At 55.9% G+C, this 12,566-nt stretch carries 10 protein-coding genes; 6 read left to right on the top strand and 4 right to left on the bottom strand.

What is annotated here, in order from left to right; all coding sequences use genetic code 11:
* Positions 1-86 precede the first annotated feature (86 nt).
* The 4 genes from QN378_RS11160 to QN378_RS11145 form a co-directional block, all read right to left on the bottom strand.
* Positions 87-290: a hypothetical protein gene (locus tag QN378_RS11160; RefSeq protein ID WP_322205740.1), complete on the bottom strand. Its 204-nt coding sequence runs from the start codon at positions 288-290 to the stop codon at positions 87-89.
* Between the two features lie 140 nt (positions 291-430).
* Positions 431-1,537 (bottom strand): agmatine deiminase, encoded by a 1,107-nt coding sequence (gene aguA / locus QN378_RS11155; protein WP_322205741.1) that lies wholly within the window; start codon positions 1,535-1,537, stop codon positions 431-433.
* Between the two features lie 5 nt (positions 1,538-1,542).
* Positions 1,543-2,421, bottom strand: a complete 879-nt coding sequence (gene aguB, locus QN378_RS11150) for an N-carbamoylputrescine amidase (RefSeq protein ID WP_322205742.1) — start codon at positions 2,419-2,421, stop codon at positions 1,543-1,545.
* Between the two features lie 197 nt (positions 2,422-2,618).
* Positions 2,619-5,531: an aminotransferase gene (locus QN378_RS11145; RefSeq protein ID WP_323546853.1), complete on the bottom strand. Its 2,913-nt coding sequence runs from the start codon at positions 5,529-5,531 to the stop codon at positions 2,619-2,621.
* 306 nt (positions 5,532-5,837) lie between these two features.
* Here QN378_RS11145 and rfbB point away from each other — a divergent pair, with 306 nt between their 5' ends.
* The 6 genes from rfbB (at position 5,838) to QN378_RS11115 (ending at position 12,566) form a co-directional block, all read left to right on the top strand.
* Positions 5,838-6,920 carry a dTDP-glucose 4,6-dehydratase gene (gene rfbB / locus QN378_RS11140; RefSeq protein WP_322205744.1) on the top strand — a complete coding sequence of 361 codons (1,083 nt, stop codon included), beginning with the start codon at positions 5,838-5,840 and terminating at the stop codon, positions 6,918-6,920.
* Positions 6,917-7,792, top strand: coding sequence for a glucose-1-phosphate thymidylyltransferase RfbA (gene rfbA / locus QN378_RS11135; RefSeq protein WP_322205745.1), 876 nt, complete (start codon positions 6,917-6,919; stop codon positions 7,790-7,792). Before rfbB ends, rfbA begins: the two co-directional genes overlap by 4 nt.
* Positions 7,789-8,334 (top strand): dTDP-4-dehydrorhamnose 3,5-epimerase, encoded by a 546-nt coding sequence (rfbC, locus tag QN378_RS11130; RefSeq protein ID WP_322205746.1) that lies wholly within the window; start codon positions 7,789-7,791, stop codon positions 8,332-8,334. Before rfbA ends, rfbC begins: the two co-directional genes overlap by 4 nt.
* Positions 8,331-9,224: a dTDP-4-dehydrorhamnose reductase gene (gene rfbD / locus QN378_RS11125; protein WP_322205747.1), complete on the top strand. Its 894-nt coding sequence runs from the start codon at positions 8,331-8,333 to the stop codon at positions 9,222-9,224. The genes rfbC and rfbD overlap by 4 nt, the downstream gene beginning before the upstream one ends.
* A 145-nt stretch (positions 9,225-9,369) precedes the next feature.
* The gene (locus QN378_RS11120) at positions 9,370-11,184 is read left to right on the top strand and encodes a sensor histidine kinase (protein ID WP_322205748.1); all 1,815 of its coding nucleotides are present in this window, start codon (positions 9,370-9,372) and stop codon (positions 11,182-11,184) included.
* Entirely contained in the window at positions 11,181-12,566 is a 1,386-nt protein-coding gene (locus tag QN378_RS11115) for a sigma-54 dependent transcriptional regulator (RefSeq protein ID WP_322205749.1), read from the top strand. Before QN378_RS11120 ends, QN378_RS11115 begins: the two co-directional genes overlap by 4 nt.

Below are 12,566 nucleotides of genomic sequence, written 5' to 3'. Positions count from 1 at the left end.
ACTACTGATGCTACGTACATGGCGGTTGCCACAGGCGGGGGGCGATCCTAGCGGGGGGTCGCCCAGGGTGTCAATTTTTACAATGCTTAGCGGTCCAGAATGCAGATCAACGCCTCAAGTTCTGCATCGCTGATGAGACCGACGGGATAACGCGCCAAGAGCAGTTGTCGAGAATCAATTTTAGGGGCGAATGGTGATTGGGTTGTCCTTAACCAGTCCGCCATCATCTGGGGTGATTCGCTGCTTGCAGACAAACCGCGAGCTAACTCCTGCCCAATACCTGCGTTCATGTGGACAACCTCTTGAGACGTGAGCGGCTAATTTACCCGTGCTTTGTGACAGCCCCGCGAAAAGCAATCAAAGCCATCAAAATGACGCCAACAAAAAGCCCACACGCGATGGGCTTAGGATTAGCAAAAACAGGGCCAACTCAAGCTTTGTGCGGGGCCGGTTGCTGCTGAGTCAAGCAGTGGATATTGCCACCGCCCAGTAACAGTTCACGGCCTGGCACCATGACTACCTCATGTTCGGGAAACAACTGCTGGAGGATTTCTCGCGCCACTTCGTCAAGCGGGTCGTCGAAACAGGGTGCAATAAGGCCGCCATTAACAATCAGAAAGTTGACGTAAGACCCGGCCAAGCGCACCAATGAATTGCGTTCCTGGCTGCCGCGCACCTGATCGACACCCGCGCATTCTTCCTCGGTGGCGAACAGCGGTCCGGGAATCGGCATTTTGTGCACGATCAACGGTCGCCCTTTAGCATCTCGAGTGTTTTCTAAAATCCCCATAGCAGCCTGGCAACGCGGAAAATTCGGATCTTTCGGATCATCTGTCCAAGCCAGTAAAACCTCGCCGGGCTGCACGAAGCAACAGAAGTTATCCACATGCCCATCGGTCTCGTCGTTGTACAGACCGTCTGGTAGCCAGATGATCTTCTCCACCGACAACTGATCCCGCAGCGTTGTTTCGATCTGATCGCGAGACAAATGCGGATTACGGTTGCGGTTGAGCAGGCACTCCTCCGTGGTGATCAGCGTGCCCTCGCCGTCCACATGAATCGAGCCACCTTCTAATACGAAACCCAAGGTTTCGTAACGAGGGCAACGTTCGATTTCCAGAATTTTGGTGGCGACTTGCTCGTCAAGGTTCCACGGCGCGTACAGACCACCGTCGAATCCGCCCCAAGCATTGAAGTCCCAATCTACGCCGCGTACTTCACCTTTATCGTTAATGACAAAGGTTGGGCCGGTGTCGCGGACCCAGGCATCGTTGTTGCTGATTTCCACGACGCGGATGTTCGGCATATCAAGGTGTGCACGAGCGTTATCGTACTGCGCCGCTGAAACACCTACGGTTACAGGTTCAAATCGCGCAATGGCTTTGGCCAGGGCAACGTGCGCGTGCTGGACCGGTTTTCCGCCCAGGCGCCAGTTGTCGGGCCGCTCGGGCCAGATCATCCAGGTTTGAGTCTGTTGAGCCCATTCGGCAGGCATGTAGAAGCCATCGGCACGCGGTGTACGTTTCAGCGTGGTCATGGCAATCAGGACTCCAAAGAACCGTCGAGGGTTTTTAACGCACCGTACAGGTTAGGCCGACGATCGCGAAACGTACCCCATGCGCTGCGGATGTGTTCAAGCTCGTCAAGGTCAAAGCTGTGAACAATTACGCCCTCTTCGGTTTCATTGAGTTCAGAAACTTTTTCACCAAACTGGTTGGCAATGAACGATGAGCCATAAAAGGTGATGTCGTAGCCGTCCTGTTCTTCGTTGCCGATACGGTTGCTTGCGACCAGCGGCATTAAGTTCGCGCCGGCATGCCCTTGCTGAACACGCTGCCAATGATCCCGGGAGGTAATGGTTTTGTCGTGGGGTTCGCTACCGATGGCGGTGGGGTAAAACAAGATGTCCGCGCCAAGCAACGCCATGCACCGGGCAGTTTCCGGAAACCACTGATCCCAGCAAATACCGACGCCGATTTTCGCGTAGCGGGTCTGCCAGACCTTGAAGCCGGTGTCGCCAGGATTGAAGTAGTATTTTTCGTGATAGCCAGGACCGTCCGGGATATGGCTTTTGCGATAAATCCCGAGGTTGGTGCCATCGGCGTCGAGAATAACGACGCTGTTGAAGCGTGCACGACCAGCCAATTCAAAGAAGCTGATCGGCAGAACGACCTGCAATTCTTTGGCGATTTTCTGGAAGTGTTTGATAGCAACGTTGTCTTCCATCGGTGTTGCTAGCTGCAGGTAGTCCGGGTTCGGTTTTTGGCAGAAATACGGGGCTTCGAACAACTCCTGGATCAGGATGATCTGTGCGCCTTTGGCCGCAGCGTCGCGCACCAATTTTTCGGCGGTCTCGATGTTGGCTTCGAGATCCCAGGAACAGGCCATCTGAGTGGCGGCGACGGTAACAATACGGCTCATGGAAATGCCTCCTGGGCAAATAAGATGGGACCATCACATTAGCAAACGACCCGTGACAGTAGAGGGGGACTTTATAGCCGATAAAAATCGGCACTTAAAGTAAAATACGACTATTTTCGACATAAAAAACCGTTTATAGCAGATAAAAATCCATCATTCTTAGTAGTGAACTTGTTGGCGAGCCGCCCGATTAGCTTTCACCCAATCTCCTCCAACACCTTGGACACACTCTCAACAAAAAATTCCACGCTGCCCCGAGTGGTACACATTGGTGGCTTGATCTTCAGGATGTTCAAATAATCGCCCGTCGGTTGCATGATGATCCCCAGTTCACGCAGTCGCTCGCACAGGTAGGTCGTTTCCTCGGTCGCAGGTTCGAGGGTTTCACGATCACGCACCAACTCCACCCCCAGATAAAACCCCGACCCATGCACCGCGCCCACTAGGGGATGTGTATCGATCAACGCTTCTAGGCGTTTTTTGAAATGGTCGCCGACGACCCGGGCGTTCTCCCACAGCTGTTCCTTTTCCATCACATCGAGAACAGCCAACCCAATACGACAGCTGACCGGGCTGCCGCCCGACGAGGAAAAGAAATAGCCCTCAGCCTCTAGCGCTTCGGCAATTTCTCGGCGTGTAATCACTGCGCCTAACGGATGGCCATTGCCCATGCCTTTTGCCATGGTGATGATATCCGGCACCACCCCCTGCTGCTCAAAGCCCCAAAAATAATGACCTAATCGGCCGTACCCCACCTGTACCTCGTCGGCGATGCACAGCCCGCCTTGGGCGCGAACCTTAGCGTAAACCTGCTGCAAATAACCCGGTGGCAACGAAATCCCGCCCGCGTTGCCATACACCGGTTCGCAGATGAAGCCCGCGACCTGGCGCTTCTGTTCAGCGAGGTTAGCCAGCGTCAGTTCGACGCTGCGTACATACCCCGGCGCGCTGTCATCACCTCGAAACTCGCCCCGGTAGGTATTCGGCGCCATGACCGGATGCACCCAATCAGGCCGGGTGTTAAGTGCTTGTGGGTTGTCGGCAATCGAGGTGGAAATTGCATCCGTCGCCACCGACCAGCCGTGATACGCCTCCAGCACGCTGAGCATGTCGCGCCCGCCGCTGTAGGCCCAGGCCAGACGAATGGCCAGATCATTCGCTTCGGTGCCGCTGTTGACCAGAAACACCCGGTCCATTGAGTCCGGCGCTAATTCAAGCAATCGCTCGGAAAACTCGGCGATGGCGGCGTAATGAAAGCGCGAATTAGTGTTCAGTAACGACCATTGTTTAGCGGCTTCAGCCGCCATGCGCGGATGGCCATGGCCCAATACTGCAACATTGTTGAGCATGTCCAGATAAGACCGGCCTTGCATGTCGATCAAGTGGTTGCGCCAACCGCGCTCAATCTGCGGCGGCGCTTGGTAATAATGCTTTTGTGAGCGGGCGAAACTGGCGTCACGTCGCGCCAACAGTTCCCCCGCGTCTTGAATGGGCGGCGCATCGCACTCAAAACCCAGCAGCGCCGCGGGTGAAGGACATAAGGCCTGCCATGCAGGAACCCAACTAGGCGCGCAGAACAACGGCGGGCTGAGTTCGGCGCAACGGCACAGTTGCACCATCAACGAACCGCTGCCCTCGCCCAACATCTGACCTGCATAAACAATTGTTCCTGAATCAATCGACGAGGCCATCCCCCATAGCCGCACCGTCATCTCATCGCCTATTAGCCAAAACGCTGCGTCGGCGGCCAAGCGCACGGTTCCGGCGAATGGCGCGTGAATCGGGGTGCCCGCCGGCAGGTACAACTCGACATGCAACGCGAAAGTGTCGGGTGCTTTGGCGGCGTTAATTTTGGTGCGCGATAGCCGATACTCGCCGTAATGAGTGGCCGCCAAACCGGTCTTAATCCCTAACTCCGTCAGCAGTCGCTCATCGATGCCGCTTTGCTCCCAGTTACCGGCGTCGAAATGCGGGCTGAGCACGCCCAAATCAATCCTCGCGAACTCGCGTTCGCCAAGGCTGGGCAACAAAGACAGAAACGTCGGCTTATCGACGTTAAGCGATTCAACGCCGACAGCCGCCAAAATAGCCGCCTCCATCAACTCAAGCGGCACCGATGTTGCCAGATCGAAAATGGCCCACTCGCTCTGGAGATTGGCCCGTATATAACTATTAGTCGGGTCAATGCTGGCTTGTTGTTCACTGCTCAGCACCAAAATAGCAGCGCGGAAAACGATCAAAGGCCACAGCGCCTGCAATTCCTCCAATTGCAGCGGGTTGATCGCCTGGTAAGCCTCGATCGCCGGGAGGATGTACAACGGATCGCCGCCGGCATGCGGCAACAGTGCCGCACAAGTCACTGACAGATCAGCTACTCGCCAAGTAGTGAGCAAATCGCCGAAGTCGATCAGCCCCTTTATTTGCCAATGACGCTGCACATCGCGTTGCCAGACCACGTTGTATTCGGTGATATCAAGATGAACTGCCTGCAACGGCAGCTTCGCCAGTAACGGCCGCAACCGCTGCTGCGCCTGCCTAGTCGCCAGGGTGAGAAACTCCCGCTCTTCTGGGTTCTTAATCACCGGCAATAGATACTTGATCAATGCTTGGGCATGTCGTGGGTCCCACTGCAAAGTGCGCTCCAGCCCCGGGTGCTGAAAGCTTGCCAACGCCTGATCGACACGAGCGCAAAGCTCACCGAGACCCACTACCACATTGAGACTCAAATGCGAGAGGTGGGCCAACGATTGACCGTCGATGAACTCAAGCAACCGCGCATGCACCGCCCGGCCATCGATCTCCATTGAGAGCATCTCGCTACCGTTGCCCGCAGTCACCACGTGCGGAACCCTAATCCCAGGCACCATAGCCAGATGAGCCAAAGCCGCATGTTGCGCCTCAAGCTCTAAGGGCAAATAGTCTGCATGGCAAATCTTCAGAACATAACGCCCCGCCTCGCAATCGATGAGGTAGTTACGGTCTTGCTGGCTACCGAGTTCTTTGAGGTTACCGCGCAGACCATAGTACCGGGCAAGCAAGTGCCCGGCCTGTTCGACACTGACCTCGGGGCACGGAAGACTGGATCGACGGATCAGCGTGGCGAAGGGCATACAGATACATCCATGGTGTTTGCCGCTTATATCGCCTGTTGAAGCCGTATTGCGCAAGTGGGACGTTTTGACTCGATGCGGGGACAATAAGCGCGATTGCAAAATATAAAATTCATATCAAATAAATCATAGTGTTAGTGACTGCAATTCACGCAACGGCAGTTTAATGACGTATTTGCCGACCCTCATCAGTTTATTTCATCACTTTCCCCGCGCTTCTTCATCAATCGCACTTGCACACGTCGCCCGCTGTCTACAAGCTATGTCTCATCCGCTTAACGTCTACCCAAGGAAGAAGGTCATTCCATGAACATACTTGTTACCGGAGGCGCCGGCTTTATCGGCTCAGCGCTTATTCGGCACCTTATCGACAACACTGATCACAACGTGCTCAATTTTGACAAGCTGACCTATGCTGGCAATCTTGAATCACTGCAAAGCATTGTGACCAACTCCCGCTACGAATTCGTCCAGGCCGACATCATTGATCAGGCCACAGTGCTGGCGGTGCTGAACCGCTTTAAACCGCACGCGATCATGCATTTGGCTGCTGAGTCCCATGTCGACCGCTCTATCGACGGGCCATCGGAATTCATTCAGACCAACATCGTCGGCACCTACAGCCTGCTTGAGGCCACTCGGTCTTATTGGAGCAAGCTACCTGAAGCCGAACGTGCGGCGTTTCGCTTCCATCACATCTCCACCGATGAGGTGTACGGCGACTTGCACGGCGTCGATGATCTATTCACCGAAACCACGCCTTACGCGCCAAGCTCGCCCTATTCTGCCAGCAAAGCGGCATCCGACCATTTGGTTCGAGCCTGGCATCGTACGTATGGCTTGCCAGTAGTGGTCACCAACTGCTCAAACAACTATGGCCCGTTCCACTTCCCGGAAAAGCTGATTCCACTGGTGATTCTCAACGCTTTGGCCGGTAAGCCGCTGCCGGTGTACGGCAATGGTCTGCAAGTGCGTGACTGGCTGTTCGTAGAAGACCATGCCCGTGCGCTGTTTAAAGTTGTCACCGAAGGCACGGTAGGCGAGACCTACAACATTGGCGGCCACAACGAGCAAAAGAATATCGATGTAGTGCGTGGAATCTGCGCATTGCTGGAAGAGTTGGCACCTGAACGCCCTGCTGGCGTAGCTCACTTTTCCGACTTGATAACTTATGTGACTGACCGGCCGGGCCACGACATGCGCTATGCCATCGATGCTGGAAAAATTGAGCGCGAGCTGGGCTGGACTCCAGAGGAAACCTTCGAGTCGGGCCTGCGTAAAACCGTGCAATGGTATTTGGACAATCTCGAATGGTGCCGCAGAGTTCAAGACGGCAGCTATCAAGGCGAACGACTGGGCTTCACCGACCTTAAGGATCTAATCGCATGATAAAAGGCATCGTTCTAGCGGGAGGTTCGGGCACTCGCTTGCACCCCATCACACTCGGCGTCTCAAAACAGCTGTTGCCGGTTTATGACAAACCCATGATTTATTACCCGATTTCGGTACTGATGCTGGCTGGCATCCGAGAAATCCTGGTCATATCTACCCCGACGGACTTACCGCAATATCGGAACCTGCTGGGGGATGGCAGCCAGTTTGGCGTGAATTTTCACTACGCCGAACAACCCAAGCCAGAAGGCTTGGCTCAAGCATTCTTGATTGGCGAAGAATTCATCGGCAACGATCCCGTTTGCTTGATCCTGGGCGACAACATCTTCCACGGCCAGCATTTCAGCGAGCAGCTGCAAAACGCATCTTTGCACCCGCAAGGCGCGACGGTATTCGGTTATTGGGTCAATGATCCTGAGCGGTTTGGCGTGGTCGATTTCGATGCGCAGGGGCGCGCGCTGTCCATCGAAGAAAAACCGAAAAACCCAAAGTCCAGCTATGCGGTAACCGGTCTCTATTTCTATGACAACAACGTCATCGAGATTGCCAAAGCAGTAAAGCCTTCCCCGCGTGGCGAGTTGGAAATTACTGATATTAACAATGCCTATCTGGAACGGGGCGACTTGCGTGTCGAGCGTTTCGGCCGCGGTTTTGCGTGGCTGGATACCGGCACCCATGACAGCCTGTTGGAAGCCTCACAATATGTTCAAACCATTGAGCACCGCCAGGGTCTCAAAGTTGCCTGCCTTGAAGAAATTGCTTACCAAAACGGCTGGATAGATCGCGCACATTTGCTTGAGCGCGCCGACGCTTTCGGCAAAACCGGTTACGGTCAGTACTTGTTCAAGCTTGCTGAGGAGCGGCAATGAACGTTATGAGCACCGAACTGCCCGGCGTCCTGATTCTTGAACCCAAGGTGTTTGGCGATGAACGCGGGTTCTTCTATGAAAGCTTCAATGCCCGTGGGTTTGAAGAAGACACCGGTATAAAAACCGCGTTTGTTCAGGACAATCATTCACGCTCGCAAAACGGCGTACTGCGTGGGCTCCATTATCAGTTGGAGCACGCGCAGGGAAAATTGGTGCGGGTGACGGCGGGCGAAGTTCTGGATGTGGCTGTAGACATACGCCGCAGTTCGCCCAACTTCGGACGCTGGGCGACGGTTCTGCTTTCAGCAGAAAACAACCGCCAGCTCTGGATTCCTGAAGGCTTCGCCCACGGGTTTGTCGTGCTGAGTGAGTACGCCGAGTTTCTCTACAAGACCACTGACTATTACCAGCCGAGCGCCGAACGTTGTATCCGCTGGGATGATCCTGATTTAGGGATCGATTGGCAGCTCTCAACCACCCCAACCTTGTCGGCCAAGGACCAAATGGGCAAGAGGCTGAAAGACGCGGACGTATTTCCATGAGTACGTCTTCGTTAAAGCCGTTGCGAATTTTAATCAGCGGTCAGCACGGCCAAGTGTCGAGCGAACTGCAAAAAAGTCTCGCAGGACTTGGCGAACTGCGGGTTTTGGGTCGCGAGCAACTGGACTTGAGTCATCCCGAAACCATTCGCGCCCAAGTGAGTTCGTGGCGTCCAGACCTGATCATTAATGCCGCTGCCCATACGGCCGTCGATCAGGCGGAAAGTGAGCCTGATTTGGCGTTCGCGATTAATGGCACCGCCCCTGGGGTTTTCGCTGAAGAAGCGAAAAAGCTTGGCGTACCACTGATTCACTACTCCACTGACTACGTATTCGACGGCAAAAAAAAGTCGCCTTATACCGAACGAGACACGCCTGCTCCACTGGGCGTATACGGCAAAAGCAAGCTAGCAGGCGAGCGCGCCATCACAGCAGTCGGTGGTGAGCATTTAATCCTGCGCACCAGTTGGGTCTATTCGCTGCACGGGCGCAACTTCCTGCTGACTATGCAGCGCCTGATGCAAGAGCGTGCGCATCTGCGTGTCGTATCTGATCAGATTGGAGCGCCAACCTGGGCAGGCACCATTGCCCTTAGCACACGTTTGTTGATAGATCGCTGGCGCGAGGGCAACCCTGGCGCTTGGGGCACTTACCACCTGACAGCGGCTGGCGAAACGTCTTGGTTCGGCTTCGCCCAAGCCATTGGCAAGCAATTGATCGAGCAAAACAAACCGTGCGCGACGCTGGAAGCGATTCCCACCAGCGCGTATCCGACCCCCGCCGAGCGCCCGCAAAACTCTCGTCTCGATTGCAGTCTTCTGCTGCGCGAATGGGAAGTATCGATGCCCGATTGGCACCGCGCGATGCTGGAGTGCTTAGCGGGTCAACGCTAAGGCATAATGCACCTGCGAAGAGCTCAACACACCGTGATGAGCTCTTCGCAGGCAGCCTGTTCCCGCAGGCATCCGTTTTCTCTGTGGGACTTGGTTCATTAGCAGGCATACCTGCTTGCGGCACCACTTGGCCAACAATCGCGTCATGACCCCTCCTCACACTATTGCCAGCCGCCCTCGTTGGCGCAGCCTTGCCCTGCTGGCGCTGTGCCTCGCGCCTTTGTTGTGGCCGCTGCAGCACTTGGCTGAACGTTATTACGGCAACGAACTGATCAGTCAAAATCGGCAGACCCTGGACCTCTACGTCGCTAACCTGCTTGGCACCCTGCACCGTTACGAAGTACTGCCGCAGATCCTTAGTGATCTTCCGGCCCTACGTGCTGTTTTGTTGGATCCGCAGCAACCCCTCACTCAGGAAAACGCCAACCGCCTACTCAAAGATGTTAACCAGCAAACCGGGGCCGACGTCATGTACTTGATGGACCCCAGCGGAAAAACGCTGGCGGCCTCTAACTGGGACCAGCACGACAGCTTCGTGGGCCGCAACTTCGCTTTTCGGCCTTATTTCATCGACGCTATGGCCGGCCGACTCGGTCGTTTTTTTGGCCTGGGAACGACGTCGGCCAAGCGCGGGTATTTCTTCGCCGCAGCGGTGCATGATCGTGATCGAGTGGTCGGCGCACTGGTAGTAAAAGTCGACTTGGACCGCACCGAAACCTTGTGGGGTAAAACGCCGGAGCAATTGCTCCTGACTGACCATAACGGTGTCGTTATTCTGACCTCCAACCCCGAATGGCGTTTTCGCGCTACGCGCCCGTTGAGTGAAGAGGAACAGAAAGCCATCGCCGCCATCCAACCGTATCCGACCCGAAACCCGAAACCGCTGAACATCAATGCAAAGGCGTGGATCACTCAAACCCAGCCAATTGGTGAAATCGGTTGGAGCGTAAACATTCTCGCGCCCCGCGCACTGGTGGATCGGCCGGTGCGGACGGTGGTCGCTGTCGGCGGTGCAGCATTGTTGGTGCTTATGCTGCTGCTGGGCTTAATAATGCAAAGACGACGCCATTATCTGGACCGAATTGCCTTCGAAGCCAAAGGTCGGCACGAGTTGGAAATGCGCGTTATTGAACGCACCAGTGACCTTGAAGGCTTGAACGGTCGGCTAAAACAACAGGTGCTAGAACGCGAACAGGCACAACAGGAGTTGGTGCGAGCGCAAGACGAACTGGTTCAGGCCGGCAAGCTCTCGGCGCTAGGCACCATGTCAGCAAGCATCAGCCATGAGCTGAACCAGCCACTGGCGGCGATTCGCAGTTACGCAGAAAACGCCGAGGTGCTACTCAACCATGAGCGCACCGACGACGCCCGCAGCAACCTTAGGCTAATCAGCGAACTGACGGCGCGCATGGCATCTATCATCGCCCACTTACGCGCGTTCGCCCGCCGTGACCGGCACGCGCCGGAAAGCGTAGCGCTTCAACCGGCACTGGATGACGCCTTGGCGCTACTCGCCAAGCGTCGTCAAGCGATGGAAGTCGAATTGATCCGCGACCTGCCTGATGCCACTTTATGGGTGCAAGCGGGTGAAACTCGCCTTCGTCAAGTGCTCGGCAATGTTTTAGCCAATGCCCTTGATGCCCTCACAGAAAAAGGGCCTCCCCGTAAACTCTGGCTCAGCGCCGAACAGACCGCAGACGGCGTTAATCTGTCGATTCGCGACAACGGACCGGGGTTTTCCAAAGAAGCACTAATGCGTGCTCGGGAACCATTTTTCACTACCAAGACCCGTACTCAAGGCCTAGGTCTCGGCTTGGCCATTTGCGACACCCTGATGCGCGCATTGGACGGCGAACTACTGATCACCAACCACCCCAGCGGCGGCGCAGTATTGACACTGCGACTACGCGCCGGTGCATCCGGAATTAGCCTTCAACCGCCAGAGGATTTATCTGCATGAGCACCGACCAGGCCGTCGATAGCCGGATTCAAGTGGTGCTGATCGATGACGATCCGCATTTAAGGGGCGCCCTCGGTCAGACCCTGGATTTGGCGGGCCTGAAAGTGCTACCGCTGACCGAAGCTACAGGATTGGCTGGACGGATCGAGCGCGATTGGCCAGGCGTCATCGTCAGCGACATCCGCATGCCGGGCATGGACGGCCTTGAGCTGCTTGCGCAATTGCGTATCCAGGATTCGGAATTACCCGTGCTTTTGATCACCGGACATGGCGACGTGCCACTCGCTGTCCAGGCGATGCGGGCAGGAGCCTATGATTTTTTGGAAAAACCCTTTGCCAGTGACGCCCTGCTCGACAGCGTGCGTCGGGCGTTGGACGTGCGCCGTTTGGTGCTAGACAACCGCAGCCTGCGCTTGGCCTTGAGCGACCGCCATCAACTGAGCGCGCGGTTGGTCGGCCAATCCGCACCGATTTTGCGCCTGCGTGAACAAATCGGCGCACTGGCCGCAACCAAGGCCGACGTGCTGATTCTCGGCGAAACTGGCTCAGGCAAAGAAGTGGTGGCCCGTGCGCTGCACGACCTGTCCAGCCGCCGAACAGGGCCGTTCGTTGCGATCAACGCTGGGGCACTGGCCGAGTCGGTGGTCGAAAGCGAGTTGTTCGGCCATGAGCCAGGCGCGTTTACCGGAGCGCAAAAACGCCGGATCGGTAAATTCGAGTTCGCCAACGGTGGCACCTTGTTTCTCGATGAAATCGAAAGCATGAGCCTTGAGGTTCAGGTCAAGCTGCTGCGCCTGCTGCAGGAACGAGTGGTCGAGCGCTTGGGTGGCAATCAACTCATCCCTCTGGACATCCGAGTGATTGCCGCGACCAAGGAAGACCTGCGTCAGGCCTCGGATCAAGGCCGCTTCCGCGCCGACTTGTACTACCGACTCAACGTCGCCCCGCTGAAAATTCCACCTCTGCGTGAGCGCGGCGAAGATGCATTGGTGCTGTTTCAGCATTTCGCCGAGTCAGCCAGCATCCGTCATGGTCTGCCTAAGCACGACCTGCAACCCAGCCAACGTGCCTTGCTGTTACGCCACACTTGGCCTGGCAACGTTCGAGAGTTGCAAAACGCTGCTGAGCGCTTTGCCCTAGGGCTGGAGCTGGCATTGGAAGGCAATGAACTGCCTAACATGCCTGAGGCCAGTGGAGGTCTGAGCGAGCAAGTTGAAAGTTTCGAGCGGTCGCTCATCGCTGCTGAGCTGGCACGGCCTCATACTTCGGTGCGCAGCCTCGCTGAAGCCTTGGGCTTGCCGCGCAAAACCCTGCACGACAAGTTGCGCAAACACGGCTTGAGTTTTGGTGACAGCAACAGCGCAGCCGATGAACTCGATTGA

Source organism: Pseudomonas sp. 10S5 (genome assembly GCF_035019745.1).
Taxonomy (GTDB): Bacteria; Pseudomonadota; Gammaproteobacteria; order Pseudomonadales; family Pseudomonadaceae; genus Aquipseudomonas.
Note: the sequence above shows the minus strand (reverse complement) of the source record. Positions and strands in the feature narration are given on the sequence as shown.